The following is a 21,522-nucleotide window of genomic DNA, read 5'->3' as shown; positions in this document are numbered from 1 at the left end:
GCTCAGTACCGAAACCGCAAGGAGACACCATAGCTCGACCGTGTTCCGCGCACCACCTGATTAAGCCCGAAATTGGCCAGCGGCACTTTGTCGAGATTGTATTTTTCCCCAAGAATATTCCGGCCCCAGACGGCCAATTCATAACGGCTGTCGGCGCTGCTGAGCGTCAGCGACGCATTCATCAGCCAATAACCATCCTGTGACAACAGCGGATCGTTCGACGTGTCAAAGAACTGCTTGGACGTATAGGACCATTCCGCCCGTGGCGTCACCACCAAGCTATCGGTCACCGGAACCGCATATTCGATCGATCCGCTATAGGTCACCTTGGGCGCCCCGACCAGACGATTGCCGGACAGGTCGATATTGACAAAATTGCCCGTTTGATCCGGAGCCTGCGTGATGAAATCCTGATATTTCGCATCCAACAGCCCAAGGCCCATATCGATGCGCAAGCCTTCGACCGGCACCAGCGATGCTTCAAGTTCAAAGCCCTTGATGCGCGCACTTGCGGCATTATCCACAAGTGTCACCGGCAAACCATTTTCGCCGGTGATGAAACGAAACACCTGCAGATCCGAATAGTTATTATAGAAAAGCGCGCCATTGAGGGTCAGGCGATTATCGAGCCAGCGGGTTTTGAAACCGACCTCGTAAGCATTGACCTTTTCAGGATTGAACGGTGTGGCCTCGATCGGATCGAACAGGGCCCCGCCATTGTAACCGCCACTTTTATAGCCGCGATTATAGCTTGCATAAAGCATGGCGTCGTCCGTGACCTGATAATCGACACCGACCCGGCCGGTGACCGCGTTCCAGGTGTTTTTCGACAGGGTTTCAGGGATCAAAGGTGCGAAACCGAGGCTCGGTTCGTCCGCAAAGGTCCGGAAAACCATGGCCTTGCGATCACGCGTCCAGCGCAGACCAAGAGTGGCCTTGACCTTCTCGGTGATCGCATAGGACGTCTGCCCGAACACTGCATAACTGCGGCTATCCTGATCATAGGGCTGCGCGATGCGCAACGGCGCGTTCGGGTCATCAAGATCCGGAACCGCACCAAGCGCGCGGGCAAACTGGCCGATGTCATAAAGGTTATCGGCCTTCAGATCCTCGGTATAATAATAACCGCCGATGATCCAATCCCACGGCCCCTCGCCTCGCGACGCGAGCCGCAGTTCCTGACTGAACTGGTGCTGCCGATCCTTGTAATTAAGATCAATAAAGTCCAGCGGGCTTGCATCGGCGTCATTGCGGTTCTGGTATTTCACCTGTTCATAAGCGCTGATCGTGGTCAGGCTGACAGTTTCAAAATCAAGCTTGGCGGTAAAGGACGTTCCGAACGACTTGATCCTGGTGAAATAGGGCAGGTTCTGGTCGATGGTATAAAACCCGCCGGTTTCCTTGAAGCCAAAGGCATCGACCCCGCCCGGCAGCAGCCCCTCGTTATGCAGAATCGTGCCGTCGCTGTCGTTGTTGCCGCCATGAACATTCAGCAGGAATTCGGTATTGTCGCTCGGCGTCAATTTCAAAAGCAGACGACCGGCCCATTTTTCATAGCCGCCAGCCCGTTTCTGCGTGAATTCGTTAAACTGATCGCCATCGCTGCGGCTATAGGTCCCGGCAACGCGCGCGGACAGTTTATCGTCCACAAGGCCGCCCCCGATGGCGCCTTGCAGATCGACGCTATTAAACCGGCCATAGGACGCATATGCGGTTGCGGACAGATCATTGTCCGGTTTGCGAGCGATGAAATTGATGGCCCCGCCGGTGGTGTTGCGACCGTATAGCGTGCCCTGCGGCCCGCGCAACACTTCGACCCGTTCCAGATCGAACATCTGGACAAGCTGGTTGGATGCGCCGCCGATATAGACTTCATCGTTATAAACGCCAACGGCCCCGACGGCCGTCGCATTGAAATCATTGAATCCCATGCCGCGCAGGAAAATCGTCGGTTTGGCTTCCCCTTGCGAGGTCTTGATGACAAGGTTCGGGGTTTGCCCGACCAAAGCCAGCGCCGTGTTGAAATGGCGTTTTTCGATGTCGCTCGCGCTGAATGCCGTGATGGCGATCGGCACCGTTTGCAGGCTTTCGGCACGACGTTGCGAGGTCACGATGATTTCTTCAATTCCGAAGCTCCCGGCCTCCCCCGCAGGCTTGTCTTGCGCAAATGCAGGCCCAAATGCGGGTATAGCAACGGCCCCGCTGACCAGGGTCAAGCAGCTCGCCGATAAGGCCGCCGAACGGAACTTTGTAAAATTGATCATCTTCCCCCCCCAAATCATTATTTTTATTGAGATGAACCACGCGCAGCTTTCCCGGAGCTGACAAGGCTTATGGGTAGGGTATCATCTGAACGACATGTGAACAGTCATACTAAAGTATGACGCGGCGCCCTGTCCCCGATCGAATATACCCGCATGAACTGACGCAAGTGATTATGCGGTGACCATAACCCTCCTTATGAGCCCTCTCTGTCGACAGGGCCTGATCTATTTTCAGACGAAATTTTTAATTTTTATAGAAAAACTCCATTCTCCCTGTCGGTTTTTTCGCCCAACAACGTACCATATGATCTAGGGGCTAAAAAGATGACCTGGCGGCTTTGTAACAGGTCATGAAAGGGGGGAGGCGTTGGAAGAGATCAGTAAGCCTGCCAGACAGGCCACACTCGCTCCTCTTGCGGACGTATCGGATGTGGATGGGGATGGGATGGCACATGGCGGGATCGTTGACAGCCTGCATCGTAGTTATGCTGAGCCGCTGCAACGGTTTTTGCGACGCGTGCTCGATAATGAGCAGGACGCGGCAGATACTGCGCAGGAAGCTTACCTTCGCCTATGGCGGCAGGAATGTCAGGGACGCCTCCGGCAAAAGGCGCGCTCTTATCTATTCGAGACAGCGGCCAATCTTGTGCGAGACCGTAGGCGAGCGGATCGGGTGCGCGCGACAGCACATCATGTAACGCTCGAAGACGGCAAGCATCCCGCCAATCTTCCGCTTGCCGATGACGTTCTGCACTGGCGGCAAAAAGTGAACGCCATGAAAGAAAGCCTCATGGTTTTGCCTACCCTGACCCGGGCAGTTTTCCTAGCTTATCACGTGGACCAGCACAGCTACCAAAAGATCGCCGCTGATTTCAAGGTTACGACCCGAACCGTTGAGCGGCACATGAGCCGGGCGCTGGCCCATTGCAAAATGCATCTTAAGGATTTCGAGTGACTATCAAAGCCATGATTGGTCTTTTCAGAAAATGGAGCCGGCCTCCTCGGTCAGCGGAGGATTGGATTATTCGGCTGCATGCCCCCGATTGCGATGCGGGAGACAAACAGTCTTTTGAACGCTGGCTCGCGGAAAATCCGGACCATGATGTCGCCTTTCAACGAGCCAATAAAGCTTGGCAGATGACGCGCGCCTTCGCGGCTGATCCGGTGCTGCATCGCATGGCACATGAGGCGCGTAAAGAAGCGCAGGCGGCGGCCGAGAAAAAGAATTCTCTCTCCCATCAGTTGAGGTCGGTTGCACTTGTAGCATCTTTGGTGGTTGTGGCACTCCTCTATAGTTTAAAACCGTTTGCACCGGATCATTATGAAACCGGCCATGGGGAGCTAAGAACCATCACTCTAGCCGATGGGTCCATCGTTCATTTGAATACAGAAACGCGCCTCACCGTGGTCCTGAACCATGACGAACGCCGTTTAACTCTGAACGCTGGCGAAGCCTTTTTTGAAGTGGCGCATGATGCAAGCCGCCCGTTTCTGGTCAATACTGGACATGAGATTGTGCGGGCCATCGGTACAAAATTCAGTGTCCATATCGATCATGATACAACCGTTGTCGCAGTGGCCGAAGGACGCGTCGGTATTCGCAGCATGACGACCGAAGCCCCCCTCCCCGATCTTTTTCCGGGTCAGCAAGTCCGTATTTCAGCCCAAGGAAAACTTGTCTCATTAAGATCGGAGGAAGCGGATACCGTTGCCGCCTGGCGATATGGTCGGATTTATTTTTTCAATGAGACATTGAGCAATGTACTGGCCGACGTGAACCGTTATGCGACACCGAAATTCGAGATGGTTGATCCGAGACAAGGTGAAATGCGCATCAGTGGGACCTTCAAAACGGGTGATGTTGCCGCCGTATTGTTCACACTGCAGGACGGCATGGGATTTTCCGCCGCCCAGACCGATCAAGTCATTCTTTTGAAAAAATCCAAGCCTTGAAAGTTATTTTTCAGCCAACTTTCTTTGCGACCCGCTGTCGGTTTTTAAGATCGGCAACGTAACAGACAAATAGGGGCCGGCTAAACGGCACCCGGGGCATTATGTCTGAACTGCTGCATAAGCAGCCTTAGGGGAGGATCATTGAATGTTTGCAAGCAAGGCCGCTCGACGAAAGAACCATTTGATTTACAGTGTTTGCAGTTTTGCATTTTCTGCGGTTCTTATGATACCCGCACAAGCGGCGGATTATAATATTTCTCCTCAGAATCTTGACGCGGCCCTTAATGAGCTTGCCCGACAGGGTAATTTGCAACTTGTCTTTGATCCCTCTGCCGTCAGGGATTTGCAGTCGCCTGGCGTTCAGGGCGATCTGGACCCGGCGCAGGCCGTCCGCCAGGTGCTCGCAGGAACCGATCTGACTTATACATATAACGGCAAGGATGCCATCGTCATCCGCAAGAAAGAAGCCGCTACCACATCAAAAGACCAACGCCCGCAGAGTGATGGAAGGGACCTTCGATCGGCTACGGTGGCTGAGTATCAAAAGACGGATGATGGTCTCACGGAAATTGTTGTGACAGCAACGCGACAGGCAGTCTCCGTGAACAAGGTTCCAATCAGCATCACCGCCATCACGCAGGAAGGTATGGATATCCGCGGGCTCAAACAGATTGATGATATTGCCCGTATCACGCCCGGCATCAACTTTGAACGCAACAGTTTCGCCGGCCTCGGCAACCGCACGCAAATTTCGATCCGTGGCATTGAATCTCAGGTGGGTGCTTCCACCACCGGGATTTATATCGACGAAACGCCGATCCAGACCCGCAATGCCGGTTATACCAGCACGAGCGTTTTTCCCGCGGTTTTTGATCTTGCCCGCGTGGAAGTTTTGCGCGGACCGCAAGGGACTTTGTTCGGGTCAGGATCCGAGGGCGGCACGATCCGCTTTATTACGCCAGAGCCGGATCTCAATACCTATTCAGGTTATGGTCGGGCGGAAATCGCCTCCACCAAGCATGGCAATGCAAGCTATGAAGCTGGCGCTGCAGTGGGAGGGCCGATCGTCGATGATCGTGTGGGCTTTCGCGTCAGTGCTTTTTATCGTCGCGATGGCGGTTGGATAGATCGTGTCAATCGCCTGACCGGAGCAGTCGTGGACGATCGACAGAACTCCAAACAGAGTGTGGTTATGCGTGCCGCGCTGACCTTTGCTCCAAATGATAATCTCAGGATCACGCCTTCGATTTATTTTCAAGATCTTCACTCTGATGGCGGCGACGCTTACTGGGAGCAACTCAGCGACGCCTCCACAGGGCGGTTCCGCAGTGGCAATGCTCTGGCTGCGCCATCGAGTGATAAGTTCTTCCTGCCCGCGTTGAAAATCAATTATGATTTTGGCAGTTTTGAACTTGTATCCAATACATCTTATCTTGATCGCGATGCAAAAGCTTATCCGGACTATACTCAGTTTGTTCGATCGGTCACGACGGGTCAGTCTTATCCGCTCATTCCCGGAGAATATTCCAAAGGATATTTTCTCGACAAACAAAAGGGGCTCACGGAAGAAATCCGACTTCAATCCACGAATAGCGAGGCACGGCTGAATTGGGTCGTAGGTGTTTTCTACAATAGAACTCGCCAACTTGACCTTGAAGTGATCGAGTCACCATTTTTTCCGCAAATCGTTTTTGATACCTTTGGGATGGACTATATCGATATCTTCGGCACGCCACTTGGCGCCATGGATTCTGTTTATACGGACGAACAAAAAACTGTCGACAAGCAAATCGCAGCGTTCGGGCAAGTGGATTACAGCATCACCGACAAACTTAAAGCAACGGTCGGTCTGCGTTATGCAAAGGTTGATTTTTCCTTTAAATCTCGCAACGAAGGCTCCTTTGCCGGTGTCGGTCTTAATTCGGGACAACAATCCGAAAAACCTTTGACGCCAAAATTTGGCCTGTCCTATCAGGTCGACCCGGGTAACATGATTTACGCAAGCGCAGCCAAGGGCTTTCGTCCCGGCGGAGCGCAACGCACGCCACCATCAAGTTGTGCCGCCGATCTGGCTGCTTTGAATATTACCAGGCCGCCGGATACTTATAAGGCGGACTCTGTCTGGAGTTACGAGGTCGGCGCCAAGAATCGTTTATTCGGCGATCACGTCCAACTCAATACAAGCGCCTTCTGGATCGACTGGAGCAGCATTCAACAACTGGTTCTGCTGACGAACTGCGGGCAGAGTTTTGTCGGAAATCTTGGCAAGGCGGTCAGCAAAGGCTTTGACCTTGCGCTTGATATTCGGGCCAGCGACTCTCTGATGCTCAGCATTTCGGGAGGATATACCAATGCAGAATACAAGAAAACGATCATGAGCGGTCCATCCGTCATTGCGCTCAAGGGCAATGCCATTTCCCAGATTTCGCCATGGGTCGCCAGTTTCTCCGCCCAGTATGACTTCTCGGTGGTCGGACATGATGCTTATGTCCGGGGAAATTATGACTATCGGAGCAAAGGACCAAAACCGAATCCCGCTGTATTTGGCGTTGATCCAATGCTATTCCAGCGTCCGCAGACGCATTTTATCAGTGCCCGCGCTGGAGTAGAATTTGGCAACGCGAACCTGTCACTGTTCGTCGATAATCTGTTGGACGCGGACAAACAGCTCTCCCGCTCCCGCGACACAACTGTGAGTACGCTTATTACGGGTACGACTTTCCGCCCGCGAACAATCGGACTGACATTGTCCTATCGTCAATAACCATCGGCCGGCGGAGCTGAATGTTCCGCCGGTTTTTCCCGTCACGGATTTGACAAAAGGATTGCCCATGTATATTGGCACGCGCCTTATTTCTCAAACGGCATGCGCGGTGATGGCGTTGCTGTTTCTGACCACCCTGCCCGCCGCTACGGATGCATATGCTGCGACGCAAGGTAATGTCACGATCAAACGCGACGATTTCGGCGTACCCCATATTTACGCCGGGACGACTTATGGCATATTTTACGGTTTTGGCTATGCACTGGCCGAAGATCAGCTTTTTCAGATGGACATGTTGCGACGGACGGCTTCGGGCTCCGTTGCTGAAGTGTTGGGCGCGAAATATCTGGATCACGACCGCTTGACCCGCAGCAGTTACGCTGCGGCATCCCTTCAAAGGCAATATGAAAGCCTCCCGCCTGAAGACCGCGCCATCTTTGACGGCTATGCCGCCGGTTATAATGCACGGCTGAAAGAGGTTCTGGCCGCTCGGGCTGAACTGTTGCCACGGGAATTCACGGAGTTCGGCTTTGACCCTGTTGAATGGACGCCGCTTGATGTGCTCAAGGCTTATGTTCATTCCATGGCTTTGCGGTTTTCAGATGCCAATGCTGAAATCGAAAATCTGGCACTTTTGACAAAATTGCAAAAGCGACACGGCGCAGTCAAGGGCCAGGCCCTGTTCGATCAGTTGCGCTGGAAACGAGATCCACATGCACCAACCACCGTGCCCGCTGATCAGAATGCGGTTGAGCACCCGGCCGCTGCTGCGTTGTCCTCGACATCGCTAATTGCGCTGTCTGACGCTGCAATTGCGGAACAACTCCGGTTACAGAAATTGCGCTATGGCGGTACCGGGCCGGATTCTTTCCCACGCGCTAGCAATATCTGGGTCGTCAGCAGCAACAAAACTGCGGGGCGTGAGTCTATGCTCGTCAATGGGCCGCAGATGGGTGATTTCTCCCCCAGTTATATTTGGGCTGTGGGGTTGCATGGTGCAGGTTTCGATCTGGTCGGCAGCGGTCCGATGGCAAGCCCTTGGCTTATTTTTGGCACCAATGGCAAGATCGGATGGGGTTCTACGGCCGGGATGGGTGATACTGTCGATATATATCAGGAAAAACTTGATCCGCGAAATCCGCATCGCTATTTCTTCAATGGGCAATATCACGATATGGAAAAGCGCACCGAAACCATCCGTGTGAAGGATGGAAAGCCGGTGATGCTTGATGTCTACTCAACCGTTCATGGGCCGGTCGTTCAGTTTGATAAAGACAAGAAAACCGCATTTGCCCGCAAGCGGACCTGGGACGGGAGCGAAGTTCAATCGCTTGTCGCCTGGATTCATTCCATGAAGGCTACGGATTTCGCAACCTGGCGTGCGGACATTTCCAAAGTGACATTGACAATCAACAACTACTATGTCGATGCCTCGGGAAATATTGGCTATGCATTTCTGGGAAAATTCCCGGTGCGTCCTGCAGGACAGGATATTCGTCTCCCGGTATCCGGAACGGGCGAGATGGAGTGGCAAGGGTTTCGGTCTTTCGACAGCAACCCATCGACCTACAATCCGTCCCAAGGCTTTATCGCCAATTGGAACAACAAACCGCAGCCGGACTATGACAGCTCTGATTATATGTATTGGAGCGCGGTCGATCATCTGAATGAGGTGAATGACGAACTCAACAAACAAAAGACGTTGACCGTGGGAGAGGTTTGGAATGTTGTTGCCAAGGTGTCTTTCACCGATGACAACGCGCGGTATTTTCTGCCCCTGATCGCGGCTGCGGCAGCGAACTGGCCAGAGAGCAGCAACGCCCGGCATGCTGCTGAAATTCTGGCGCACTGGGACCGGAACACAATTGATCCGAAAGCCAAGGGCAAGAGCAGTGCCGGTTATATTCTGTTCCGGAACTTCCTGCCGCTTTTGGCCGAACGCGTGATTGGGCCGCTTGTGCCAAAGAATTTGTCCGGTGGTGTTGATGACGAAACGCAACTTTCGGCCATCAGTCCATTCTTCCCCACCATGGGCACCAAGATCACTTATAATGCACTGATGGGAAGTGCATCCGGCGTACCGCAAACCGTGGATTTTCTGGCCGGGCGGTCACGGGATATCGTGCTGCGTGAAGCCCTTGAAGAAGCCATGACCAAACTGAGCGCCAAATTTGGCTCAGATACTGCGGCCTGGACGGAAGATGCCGAACCTCATGTTTTCCATACAGAGAATTACGCCAAAATTCCGCAAACTGTGGCACGAAATGAGCTCAGTCTACCGGCACATATGAATCGTGGCACCACCAATAACCGCATTATTTTTCGTGACGGACGTGTCGATTATTGCGATGTGACACCGCCCGGTCAAAGCGGATTTATGCAGCCCGACGGAAAACTGTCCGTTCATGCCCGTGATCAACTCGATCTTTATCAGAATTTTGGTTGCAAGCCGCAATGGCTGAATGCAGACGATGTGGAAAAACATACGGTAAGCCATAAAAAACTGACTTATTAAATTTCTGAAAATTGGTAACGCCACCATGGTCTTTTACCATGGTGGCGTTGCTTTGAGCGCTCAGGCTTCGGCAGCAAGCTTCTGGGCCAGGTTGCGCAGTTCGCGTTTGAGGATCTTGCCGCCGGTGTTGCGCGGCAATCTATCAATGTAATGAACCATGCGTGGGACTTTATAATTTGCGAGCTCGGCCTGACAAGTGGCGATGACCGTCTCGGCATTCGGCGGAGTGTCGCTTGTGCTGACGATGAAGGCCACCAGCGTTTCGCCCCATTCAGGGTCCGGCCTGCCCACAACCGAGACTTCATCGATGCCAGCGAGGCGCTCGATTACGGTTTCGATTTCACGTGGATAGATATTGAGGCCGCCCGAGATCACCATGTCCTTTTTGCGGTCAACGATATAGTAATAGCCATCTGTGTCACATCGCGCCATGTCGCCGACCGACGCCCAACCACCAGCTTGAATAACTTCAGCGGTTTCTTCGGGGCGGTTAAGGTAGCCGTTGAACAGATAGGGCGAGCGACTGAACAATTCGCCCACCTCACCGGCTGGCACCGGCCTGCCGTTTTCATCGCGCAGTTCGATTTGCGTGCACGGAAAGGGAGTGCCGACACAGTTCGGTTTGCGCAGCTGGTCTGCCGGGCGCAGGTTGGTGACGATTCCGGTTTCCGTCGCGCCATAAGTTTCATGCAGAATGCCTTCACCGAAATAATCGACGATCAGCAGCTTGGTCGCCTGCGGCAGCGGTGCCGCGTTCGAGATGATCGATATCAGGCCGTGACCGCGATGACGGTTGAGCAGATCTTCAGGGAGACTGAAAATCTTATGGAAATGGGTCGGCACCATGAAGGTCCCGGTTATATCGCCGGTGTGAAGGGCTGCGATCACTTCGGCCGGATCGAATTTGGCCATAATCGTGCAGGTGCCGCCGAAGAAAATCGAACTCAGCGCAAAGGCCAGGCCCGCGCCATGACAGAAGGGCGCGATGGCCAGAAAATGATCGTCCGGTCCGTAACAGCCGTATTCGGACGCCATGGCAAAATAAGTCAGGCAGCGCGAGCGGTGCGGCAACAGAACCCCTTTCGGCTGGCCCGTGGTGCCGGAGGTATAGGGGATCGAGAAGGGCATCCATTCGGTGATGCCGGACGGCTCGAATTGCTCGCTGCAAGTTGAAAGCGAATGTTCATAATCCTTTCCGATAATGATGACGCGGCGGCCTGCAATATCGGATGAGGCGAGAAGTGCTGCTGAGCGCTCATCGACAAAAATCACCCGCGGCGCACTGTCGGCGACGATCAGGGCAATTTCCCGTTCGGACAGATGTGGATTCGGCGTCGCCACCACAACGCCTGCATCGGACAGGCCGCAGATCAGTTCGATGAATTCTATGCAGTTATGCGAAATCACCATGGCGTGGTCGCCGAGCTGTAGCCCCAGTCCCTCACGCACAAGATTGGCCACCTGGTTGAAGCGCCTGATGAGGGCGTCATAGGTGACACTGCGGTCAGAGATGCGCAGCGCAACCTTGGACGGGTCACGCCTGGCTGCGTCGCGAATACCGCCTGTGATGGTCAGATGATTGAAACCGATGGGTAATTCCATCCTATTGTCCTTATTCGTCATAGCCAGTTATCCTGTCGTCGATGCGGGCTTAAGGGCGACCGCGAATGCGTGCAGCAATGGCCGCAATATCAAGAGTGGGGATGTGATCCCGCAGCTTATATCCCTCACATGCTAGACGCATGGCTGCCGCCATGATGTCTCGACATTCGGGGCCGAGAAAATAGGCACGGTAACGCGCATGCAAGTCTTGTTCTGCAGGTGCAACCCGGTCTATCCGCGCCGAGGACGAAGCGTCGCAGCTGAGCTTTTCATAGAACCAGAGATCACGCAGCCGGAACCAGGCCGCCATCATCCGTGCACCGTCGCGATCGGGTTCAAGCGAAGGCAGCGGATTTTCATGGGGTGGATCGGTTATGCCACGAACCCATGACGGGGCCGCGACAGCAAAGACCTCCGCGCCACAAAGCTCGCCAAGTCGGGAGGCGAGCCCGGCTGATGCTCCGATGCCGCAAATGGCTGCCGGAATTACGCCGATCTGGTTTAGCAGTGCTGCAACAGGCGCAAGCACCGCATCCGGATCGTCACCAGCGGATGCGAGCGGATCGGATTGTCCGCAGCCCGGCAGATCGATCACCAGCACACGAGCCCCGTCACAAAGCGGCGATAGCTTATCCATCAGGGCCGCCGAGCATTGCGGTAGATCCGGCAGCACGATCAGAACCGGAGCCCCCCTATCGCCACAGTCCCGCCAATGGAGATAGCCCTCCCCCACCCGCGTCAGATGACGACGGGCCAGGATATCATCGTCGAAACAAGCCCGGCTGGAGGACAGGGCCAAAGCAGGAGCCAGCGCATCGGCAATAGCCGCGAGCCACGCGCCGGTTTCAGCCGGCAGAGAGCGCAGAACCGCGTGCGATCCCGGCTCTACACGACTGAGGTGAGAATGGAGGAGGTCATCTTCCCGCGCCACCACCGTCACCGGCACCTGCAGCTTTTGCAAATGGCCGTTGGCGTCATGCTCTGCAGCCCGGCGATAGGCCAGTTCGTAGCCCGAGCCGGTTTGCAGAAATCCGATGGCTGTCAGCTGCTGCGTCAGAAGATCCGGTGGGTCGAGCATGAGCCGCCGTTCCGCGCTGCGATCATACCAGGGGAACCACATGTAAAGATCCTTGATGCGCGACCAAAGATGCATGATGTGGCTGCCGTCCCAGGAGGGGGCGAACGGCGTCAGGTAGCGAGTGATGAAATTCTCCTTCTCGCTTTCCGTAAAAATGCCATAGCCGTCGAGCACCAACGCCGACACCTGATCCGGATGGGCAACGGCGAAAGCAGCGGCTATAGCCGCTCCTGTATGTGTCCCGTAAAGGCCGACTTTAGGAAGTCCGAGCTTGGCAAGGAGAGCCGCAATCGTCGCCACATAATCGCTCATTTCCGGCGCAGCGTGCAGCAATGGATCGGAGAATCCATATCCGGGAGTGTCAATGGCAATCACCGTGAAGCGGTCGCTGAGCCTCGTCAGCAAGGGCAACAGCGAAATGGAAGACCGCGGGGATTCATGTAACGCCAATAGCGGCGGTCCCTCCCCGCTCATGCGGAAATGGACATGTCCATGAGGCAACGTAATAAAGCCGCATGTGATCGTCTTATCACCATAGCGTGGTCGCAACATCTTCAGGCATCCTTATGTGGTGATGCCCATGCGCTCGGCAATCTTGAAGATACCAAGCGCGTTTTCCCGCATCACACGGCCATAGGACTCCGGCCGGAGATCATGTGTTTCCATCTCGCGCACCGCCCGTTCGGGATCGATGACCGGCCAGTCGGTACCGAACAGCACCTTATGGCTGCCATAGGTGTTCATGTAATGGAGAAGCGACGCAGGCAGATGCTTTGGCGCATAGGCATCAATGCCGATAAAGACATTCTGATGTTTCCAGGCCATGGCGATCATCTCATCAGCCCAGGGCGTCCCGATGTGAATGCCAAGCAGTTTCAGTTCCGGAAAATCGATGGCGATCTGATCAAGGAGGATAGGCCGTGCGACGCTTGGCAGACGGACGTCCTGCTGATAGATCAGATTCTGTCCAACCTGCATCATGATCGGAATATCAAGTTCGCAGCATTTGGCATAATAGGGGTAATAAAGTGCCGCGTCCGGGGCAAGCCGGAACCAGTGCGGATAAAGATGCGCGCCGACGAAACCCAGCTCCTTGACCGCATATTCCAGATCCCGCAGCCCCTCCATACCCCGAAACGGATCGATTCCAGCAAGACCCGAAAAACGCGTCGGATGCGCATTGCAATAGCGTGCCACCTGGTCATAGGGAATTTCAATGGACCCCTTCATGCGGCGGTCCCCAGCACGCACGGCGATCAGCAAGGAATGATCAATCCCGGCGCGATCCATTCTGGCGATATAATCTTCCATCGTCACGCCACCACGCATGGAGGCCGGCATGCGCACCTGTTCCATGAATGCCTGATCGAAACCGGTCTGGTCATGCTCAACTTCAAAAGGCGTGAACGGATTGACGACGATATCGATTGCTTTGACCATCTGCTGAAGTTCCATTCTTGTCTGTTGGTCACGAAACTATATTGGCGCGTTGCGCGCTGGCTGCGAAGGGTTTGAACCCGAGATAAAGAGCAATGGCGCCAAGGGGGCCGAATATGGCGCCGACCACAGCCATGGACCTGTCGATGGCCATGGGGTCGGCAAAGACATAATCCGTGAAGACGGCCACGATGGTCGGGCCAAGACCGATGCCCATCATATTGAGGACAAATAGAAAGAACGCCGAAATTTGCGCCCGCATGGGATTTGGCGTGATCGCCTGCAGCGCTGCAATGGCGGCCCCATAGGGAAAGCTTGCAAAGAAAAAGAACAGGCAGAAAAAAGCGATGGCCATCTGATCCGACCCTGCAAGCGGGGCCAGAACGGCCAGTGGCGTCACGGCCAATGCGCCAACCCAGCCCGCTCGCATCGGACCTTCGGCGCGGCCATGTTTGACCCACCAGTCTGCGAGCACTCCGCCGGCAATAATGCCGCAAGTCCCGAATATAAGAATGGAGATGCCGAGCGCATGTCCAACCTCCGACGCCTGATAGCCGAATTTTCGCATGAACAGAACCGGTGCCCAGGCGAGCAGGCCATTGAATACGAGCCCGGTCATGGAGAAGCCGATAAAATGACAGGAAAAGCTCTTCCAGTTGCTGCCCCAGAACCGCAGAACGGCGCGAAACGGAACCGCGGTCGCAGTTCCCATCTGACCGATGCGTGGGGGCTCCTTGACTGTCATCATCAGAAGCACAATAGCGATGCCTGGCAGGCCGACCAGGAAGAAGATGATCTGCCAGTTCTGCACCGCCCCTATGAACGGCAACTCGCTGATGTTGAGCCGGGCCACCATGTCGATGACCGTGCCGCCAATGATGAAGGCAAGCCCCGATCCGATATAAAGGCCTGTCGAGTAAACACCAAGTGCACGGCCATGCTGTTCCTTAGGGAACATATCGGCGATCATGGAGTAGGCAGCTGGCGATAAGGCCGCCTCGCCGACGCCGACACCGACCCGCGACAGGAACAAATGCCAGAACCGGCTGGCAAGTCCGCAGGTCGCCGTCATCAGACTCCAGATCGTGATGCCGACAATAATAATACGCCGCCGCGACATATGGTCAGCCATGCGAGCGATGGGCAGTCCGAGAAATGTATAAAAAATCGCAAAGGCCAGACCATGCAACAGGCTGACCTCCGTATCATTCAGGCCGAGATCCTGCTGGATCGGCTGCACCAGCAGCGACAGAATCGTGCGGTCAATGAAGGAGGCCGTATAGGCCAGGACCAGAATAAAAACTCCGTACCAGGCCCGTGACAGCGACAGTCGTGATGACGGTAGTATTGCGGTTTGGAAAACGGCCTGACCGGGATTGACATCGCTCATGTCATGCGACCTTCAGATGTTCGAGAAAAAGGCGGTGCGGGCAAGGAGGCTATATAAGACTCCCTGCCCGTCTCCGATCAGAAACGAACCGAGCCCGTCACCTTGTAGAAACGCGGGCTGCCGGTATAAACGGCTGTGAAGCCCGAGGCGGGGAAAGATAGAATGCTGTCGAAATATTCCTTGTTGAGGCAATTGGTGCAGGACAGGGAAATTTCATAGCGTTCGTTGGCCGTGCGGTAACCAATGGAAGCATTCACCAGAGCAAAGTCACCGGTCTTGCCGATCAGTTCATCTTGCGGATTGGTGTAATAGCTGCTGGTGTAGAACACATCACCATTGACGAGCAGAGACCCCATATCGGCCAGAGGATAATTGACCGAGAACCCAGCCTTGGCCTGTACTTTCGGGGCGCGCTGAAGCTCTGCGCCAAGAATATCTCCGCCTGGCTTCTTGGTATATTTGGAATGGAGAAGACCGATGTTTCCGAAAAGATCAAGCCAGTCCGTGACCCGTAGCGTCACCTCGGATTCAAGACCGTAAATATCAGCATCGGCTGTAGCGATCAGGAAGGTGTTGCCAGCTCCCGGAACTGAATTGAAAAGGTCTTTGTACTTCATATAGAAGACCGAGCTGTTCCAGCGGGCCTGACCGCCGAACAGCGACATCTTGGTGCCGACCTCATAAGAATTGACCGTTTCAGGATCAAAACTCTGGAACTGGCGGGCATTGTTCACCCGGGCCTGCCAGCCGCCACTGCGGAAGCCCTGCGTGAAGGACGCATAGGCAAAAACATCGTCGTTGACCTGCCAGTTGATGCCGATCTTTGGCGTGAATTTCTTATAGACTGGATCAAGATCAAGCGACAGGCCTTCGCTATTGATCAACCCCTGCAACGTCGCGTTGGTGAACCCGGTGGGCGCACCATTGATGGTCTGCCGTACATCCATGGATTTTTTGTCAATAGTGTAACGGCCACCCAGCACAACCGAAACGCTGTCCGTTACTGCATAGTCGACTTGGCCGAAAGCGGCATAGCTGTCGGTTTTGATATCCATGTATTTACGATAGAACAGATCCAGGCGACCGGCGCTCAGGTTGTTCAGATTGCGATAGACATGCAATTCATCGCCAAGATAGACGTCGCTGGTTTCGTGGAAATAATAGACGCCAGCGACAAAATTCAAGCGATCAGTGACTTTGCCCGCGAGCTTCAGCTCCTGCGAGAATTGCTTCGATTCCGTATCCGTATGCAGAATATACAGGGGCTGTGGCTGGTCGGTAATGTCGAGGTTGTAGATCTGCCGGGTATAGCGGTAGCCGGTGATCGACTCGAGATTAAGGCTGTCATTGATATGCCAGATGCCGTTGCCGCTGATGCCCCATGTTTTCGCCTTGTTACGGATATTCTCACCGCTCAGGACATCAAACAAACTGGACGTCCGCGGCCGCACGCGACCGAGAATATCTGAGGCATACATGCCGTTCTGCTTGTCGCGTCCCCAGTCGAAAGCAAGCGTATAATCCAGAGATTCGCTCGGCAGCACACGGACAGCGGCGCGAGCACCGAGATAGTCGAGATCATTGACGTCTTTGTTCAGCGTGAGGTTATGGGCATAACCATCACCCTGCTGGGTGAGAACACCGGCCCGCACGAACAATTTGTCTTCAACGATGGGCGCATTGCCCGAGGCCTTGAGTTCCCAGCGATTGTAATTGCCGTAGCTCGCCCGCGCCGTCAATTCGGGCTCGTTGTTCGGTTTTTTGGTGACGATTTTCACAGCACCGCCGTTGGTGTTGCGTCCATAAAGCGTGCCTTGCGGACCGCGCAACACTTCGATGCGCTCTACATCAAAGAGATTGAAGTTATTGACCCCCTGACGGGCGACATAAACATCATCAATGTATACACCAACCGAGGTGTCCACCGACGCAAGCGACTCGGTTGTACCGATGCCGCGGATGAAAAACGTGATCGCGGTTTGCTGCCCGACATTGTTGTTGCCGGTCAGGTTCGGGACGTTGAAAACAATCTGTCGCGTGTCGGTGATCTGGCGCCGTTCCATCATTGCAGGATCGATGGCGCTGATCGCGAGCGGAATGGTTTGAAGGCTGGCCTCACGGCGTTCCGCAGTAACGATGATTTCTTCAAGACGTAAATTATCAGCACTCTGACCGGAGCGTGTCTGCGCCAGGGCCCCCTGACCGAGAGCCGGCATCAGCATCAAGGCAAGCAACGACCCGGATGTGGATCGCGACAGTTTCAATCCCATAATTCCCCTCCTCCTTTACTTTTCTTGAGGCGAGTGGAGCCTGTCATTATTGTATACAATTGTCAAAATATTCTTTATATCTGTTTATAGTATCCATATATAGAGATTATGTGATGAATCAGGACAAAATTTCAGCCAGTTCAGACATGTCGCGCTCCGTTCGACGGCTGATCCGACTTTATGAGTTGTTTGAAGTTGAAAGACGGCCATTGACGAGTATCGAAATCATGGCCGCCCTCGACGCCCCCCGTTCGAGCGTCGCCAATCTTCTCAAGGCGCTGGCCGAGCTCAACATGCTGACTGCGGACCGCAAGACGGCGACCTATTTTCCATCGGCCCGCTTCGCCCAGCTCGGCAGCTGGATTTTAAATACCTGGCTGCCCAGTCAGGAATTCCTCGACATGATGAACAGCCTGCGTGACACGACGGTGGAGACGGTCGTTCTCTCCACGCCAACAGACATTGAAATGGAAGTGGTGCATGCGGTTGGCGGATTGGGTCACATCGCTCTCGTCGTCCAACCGGGGCAGCGTTTCCCTCTCTGGGCGTCAGCGGTCGGAAGCGCCTATCTTGCGACACAACCCTCATCACTGGTGACGGCACTCACCAAGCGCGTGGTCACGCGCGGCCTGGTAAAGATGGACGATCCCTATCTCACTAACCTTGCCGAAGACGTGCGCCGCTCACGCGATCAAGGTTTCGCGGTGGCCTATGGCTCGATCGTTCCGGATGTGGGCGTGGTGGCAATGGCGGTTCCGGCGCAGCTCGCCCCGCGTCCGCTCGTCATCAGCGTCGGCGGTCCGGCCGATCGCATCAAGCGGGTCGAGAAATTGATCGTTGATCATCTCAGATCTTTCCTGCGCAATGTTGAAAAACTGGAAAAAAATCCCCCTATCGTTTCTTAACCCCAATATGGTGGCGAAAAAGTACAGAACATGCAGAGCAATCCCTTGTTAGGCACGCAGCTTAAAGCCCTGCTTCCGGATCAGAGTGTTGATTGCGATCCCGATGCTTGCGCTTTAGCCGCACAGGATCTTTTCAGTGATGGGCCTCCTGTTGTCGCTGTCCTCAGGCCGCGTGATATGGTGGAACTTATCGCCGCCGTCAAAGTCGCGACCGATGCGGGCGCAACTCTTTTTCCACGCGGCGGCGGCATGTCCTACACCAGCGGATATCTGTCAAAAGGGGCGGATGCGAATAGCGCCGTCACTGTCGACATCCGTGCGCTTAACCGCATCATCGAAATCAACGTCACCGATATGTATGTGCTGGTCGAGGCAGGATGCACCTGGGCCGCGCTTGACGGCGCACTTCGAGAAAAGGGACTGCGTACACCATTCTGGGGCCCCCTATCCGGCATTCAGGCGAGTGTCGGTGGCGCCCTGTCGCAGAATGCGGCCTTCTGGGGTTCGGGCTGTCATGGTGCTGCGGCGGATAGTGTGCTGGGCCTTGAAGTCATTCTCGCCGATGGCACGGTTTTGCGCAGCGGTAGTTTGGGACGCGATCATGCGCTGCCATTCTTCCGGCATCATGGCCCCGATCTTACCGGCATATTTCTTGGCGATTGCGGCGCATTTGGCATAAAGGCGCGCGTCAGTCTCAGGCTGATCGAACGTGCCGAGACCCATGCCGTCGCCACATTCGGCTTCACGACCGTCGAAGATCTCATTCCGGCCATAAGCGCCATCAGCCGCGCCGGTCTTGCCAGCGAGCATTTCGCCTTTGACCGCGGGCTGAAGTCAGCACGTCTGAAACGCGCAAGCCTGCGGGAAGATATGGCGCAATTGATCGGCCTCATGCGCAATTCGGGTTCCCTTACGCAGGCTCTGAGCAATGCAGTCCGCACTGTTTTTGCCGGACGTCGCTTCCTCGACCGGATTGATTTTCCGCTCCATGTGATGGTCGAAGGGCGTTCGGACGCTGCCGTTGCTGCGGACCTCAGGGCGCTGCGCAAAATCATCGCAAGCCATAGCGGCGTCGAAGTCGAGCCCAGCATCCCGCGCATTTTGCAGGCGACGCCCTTTGGTCCACTCAATGGCATCGTCGGTCCACGCGGCGAGCGCTGGGTGCCGGTGCATGTCGTCATCCCGCATTCGCGAGCGCAGGATGCCTATCGAAGCGCAATGAATATCTTCGCCGACATGAAGGACGATTTTGCTCGTCATGACATTCAGACCGGCTGTCTATTTGCGGGCGTTGGGACCAATGGCTTTCTGCTTGAACTGATGTTTTTTTGGCCGGACAGACTGCTCGATCTCCATCAGCGCACGCTTTCTGAAACCGTAAAAGCCCGGCTGACACAATTCCCGCCAAACGAAGAGGGTCGCTCTGTAGTGATTGAAGCCCGCCATCGCTTACGCGAATGTTTCGCCGAACTTGGCGGCTGCCATTTCCAGATCGGGAAATTTTATCCCTATATGGATGGCCTCAATCCGCGCGCCGCCGAACTTATCAAGCAGATTAAAAGAACCCTCGACCCCGACAGCCACATGAACCCCGGCAGTCTTGGACTGGGGCAAGACGTCTGATCAAGGGGCGCATCAAATCTTATTCCATTCCGGTTTCTAACATGACCTACCATTAAGCGGCCGGCATCATGACCATGCCTCAAAACCTTGCACTTACTCCGCAAGCAGATCAGCGATGACTTTGCTCAGCAGGCGGATGCCCGGTTCGATTTTTTCATCTGGAATGACCGAGAATCCAAGTCTGAAATAATTTTTCCCCTGGCTATGATCAGAAAAATAAACGGCCCCGGGTTCGATCACAATTCCATGTTCAGCAGCACGCTTGGCAAGCACTAGACAGTCAATTTTTTTCGGTGTTTTGAGCCAGACTGCCATGCCGCCATTTGAATGAATGGGAGAGCAACCCGATAGATGGCTCTTGATTGCCTGGACCATTAAAAGCCATCGTTTTTTATAGATTTTCATCAGCCGTCGCGTCAGCGCATCATGACTACCCTGTGCGAGGAAAAGTGCGAGTGTGCGCTGGTTATTGGCAGGCGGATGGCGCAATTCAAGGCGCCGCATGGCCCGCGCCTCTTCAATTAATGTCTGAGACGCGACCATATAGCCTATTCTCAAGCCTGGAGCCAACGTCTTTGACAGGCTCGACAGATAAATCACCCGCCCATCCCGGTCGAAAGATTTGATGGCCGGGCTTGGGTTCGACATGAAATTTATTTCGCTGTCATAATCATCTTCTATAAGCAGCAGATTTTCCTTGGCCCCGCGTTCGAGAATTTCCTTTCTGCGCGCAAGCGGCATTGTAGCCGTGGTCGGCACCTGGTGGCTTGGTGTGAGATAGATCAAGTCGCAGCCGGAAAATTTATCGCTCGGCATCAAGCCATCCTGATCGATGCTAAGATACCGCAATTTTTCTGTTCTAAGTGAAAAGATATTCCGGGCATCGGGGTAACCCGGATCTTCCATACCGACGGTTGTCTTTCCGTCGACGAGCAAACTGGCCAACAGATGGAGTCCTTGTTGCGATCCGATGGTGATCAGGATTTCCTTACTTTTGGCGGTAATTCCACGGCGCGGGAGCAAACGTGTGCGAATCTGCTCGACCAGATCCGGGTCATCGGCAATGACATTGTCTGAAGACCAACTCCGCAAAGAGGCAACGCTGAGCGCGTTGCGCGTGCACTCCCGCCACTCGTTCAACGGAAAATATTGTGGGTCTATTTGGCCGTAAATAAACGGATAAGGCATATCCTGCCAATCGGCGGGCTTGGTGATATTTTTCTGCATACTTGGCCGGCATTTGAACAGCCGGTTCCAATCAGGTTCGTGATAACCTTCGGATAATTCTTGCATCAATGGATCACGTAGAATTTCCGTATCATAAATATCCGGATTGATAAAATGCCCTGCCCGTGTTTTGGCAATCAGAAACCCGCTTTGCAGCAAACTGGAATAGGCACTCACAACCGTGTTTCTCGATACACCGAGTTGTGTGGCCAGATCGCGAGAGGATGGCAGGGGTTTTTCCAATGGATAGCGGTGCTCGTGAATTGCGTTCACGATCATTTGACGCACCTGCGTCGTCAGGGAAACATTATCAAGCCGATCAAAATAGAATAATTGGTTCAGCATGCGCCCCACTCTTTTTTAGTATGTAATAATCTTACAGTCCAAATTATGGACAGGCAAAATTATTATTGAGTGAGCGTCTTTACGGACATGTCTGCGCCAGCAATGGCTTTAGCCGAAAATGAATGGGCCCTGAGTTCAAATCCATTTTA

General features: G+C 54.3%; 13 protein-coding genes. 6 read left to right on the top strand and 7 right to left on the bottom strand.

Annotated elements, in window-relative coordinates:
• Nucleotides 1–2: 2 nt before the first annotated feature.
• Nucleotides 3–2,264, bottom strand: coding sequence for a TonB-dependent receptor (locus tag NYP16_RS10720; protein WP_274944136.1), 2,262 nt, complete (start codon nt 2,262–2,264; stop codon nt 3–5).
• A gap of 445 nt (nt 2,265–2,709) precedes the next feature.
• Between NYP16_RS10720 and NYP16_RS10715 the strand changes: the two genes are divergently transcribed.
• The 4 genes from NYP16_RS10715 (at nt 2,710) to NYP16_RS10700 (ending at nt 9,496) form a co-directional block, all read left to right on the top strand.
• Nucleotides 2,710–3,219, top strand: coding sequence for an RNA polymerase sigma factor (locus tag NYP16_RS10715; RefSeq protein ID WP_274944135.1), 510 nt, complete (start codon nt 2,710–2,712; stop codon nt 3,217–3,219).
• Nucleotides 3,216–4,217: a FecR family protein gene (locus NYP16_RS10710; RefSeq protein WP_274944134.1), complete on the top strand. Its 1,002-nt coding sequence runs from the start codon at nt 3,216–3,218 to the stop codon at nt 4,215–4,217. The genes NYP16_RS10715 and NYP16_RS10710 overlap by 4 nt, the downstream gene beginning before the upstream one ends.
• A gap of 145 nt (nt 4,218–4,362) precedes the next feature.
• Nucleotides 4,363–6,981 carry a TonB-dependent receptor domain-containing protein gene (locus NYP16_RS10705; RefSeq protein ID WP_274944133.1) on the top strand — a complete coding sequence of 873 codons (2,619 nt, stop codon included), beginning with the start codon at nt 4,363–4,365 and terminating at the stop codon, nt 6,979–6,981.
• A gap of 67 nt (nt 6,982–7,048) precedes the next feature.
• Entirely contained in the window at nt 7,049–9,496 is a 2,448-nt protein-coding gene (locus tag NYP16_RS10700) for a penicillin acylase family protein (RefSeq protein WP_274944132.1), read from the top strand.
• Between the two features lie 60 nt (nt 9,497–9,556).
• On the opposite strand, the gene NYP16_RS10695 is transcribed toward NYP16_RS10700, so the two are convergent.
• From NYP16_RS10695 to NYP16_RS10675, 5 genes are all read right to left on the bottom strand, one after another.
• Complete coding sequence (locus NYP16_RS10695) at nt 9,557–11,098, bottom strand: class I adenylate-forming enzyme family protein (protein ID WP_274944131.1); 1,542 nt, start codon at nt 11,096–11,098, stop codon at nt 9,557–9,559.
• Between the two features lie 49 nt (nt 11,099–11,147).
• A complete protein-coding gene (locus tag NYP16_RS10690) occupies nt 11,148–12,626 on the bottom strand; it encodes an alpha/beta fold hydrolase (protein WP_274944130.1) in 1,479 nt (492 codons plus the stop codon).
• A gap of 114 nt (nt 12,627–12,740) precedes the next feature.
• On the bottom strand, nt 12,741–13,616 hold the full coding sequence (locus NYP16_RS10685) for an amidohydrolase family protein (protein ID WP_274944129.1): 876 nt from the start codon (nt 13,614–13,616) through the stop codon (nt 12,741–12,743).
• A gap of 28 nt (nt 13,617–13,644) precedes the next feature.
• Entirely contained in the window at nt 13,645–15,003 is a 1,359-nt protein-coding gene (locus NYP16_RS10680; RefSeq protein WP_274944128.1) for a spinster family MFS transporter, read from the bottom strand.
• Nucleotides 15,004–15,080: 77 nt separating this feature from the next.
• Nucleotides 15,081–17,273, bottom strand: coding sequence for a TonB-dependent receptor (locus NYP16_RS10675; RefSeq protein ID WP_274944127.1), 2,193 nt, complete (start codon nt 17,271–17,273; stop codon nt 15,081–15,083).
• Nucleotides 17,274–17,386: 113 nt separating this feature from the next.
• Between NYP16_RS10675 and NYP16_RS10670 the strand changes: the two genes are divergently transcribed.
• Nucleotides 17,387–18,178 carry an IclR family transcriptional regulator gene (locus NYP16_RS10670; protein WP_274944126.1) on the top strand — a complete coding sequence of 264 codons (792 nt, stop codon included), beginning with the start codon at nt 17,387–17,389 and terminating at the stop codon, nt 18,176–18,178.
• A gap of 30 nt (nt 18,179–18,208) precedes the next feature.
• Complete coding sequence (locus tag NYP16_RS10665) at nt 18,209–19,801, top strand: FAD-binding oxidoreductase (protein ID WP_274944125.1); 1,593 nt, start codon at nt 18,209–18,211, stop codon at nt 19,799–19,801.
• Between the two features lie 93 nt (nt 19,802–19,894).
• Here the strand turns inward: NYP16_RS10665 and pdxR are convergent, their stop codons facing one another.
• Nucleotides 19,895–21,373, bottom strand: coding sequence for a MocR-like pyridoxine biosynthesis transcription factor PdxR (gene pdxR / locus NYP16_RS10660; RefSeq protein WP_274944124.1), 1,479 nt, complete (start codon nt 21,371–21,373; stop codon nt 19,895–19,897).
• Nucleotides 21,374–21,522: the final 149 nt, after the last annotated feature.

Source organism: Govania unica, from assembly GCF_027920805.1.
GTDB lineage: Bacteria > Pseudomonadota > Alphaproteobacteria > Sphingomonadales > Govanellaceae > Govanella > Govanella unica.
The sequence above is the reverse complement of the archived record's forward strand: the minus strand, read 5'-3'. Positions and strand labels throughout refer to the sequence as shown.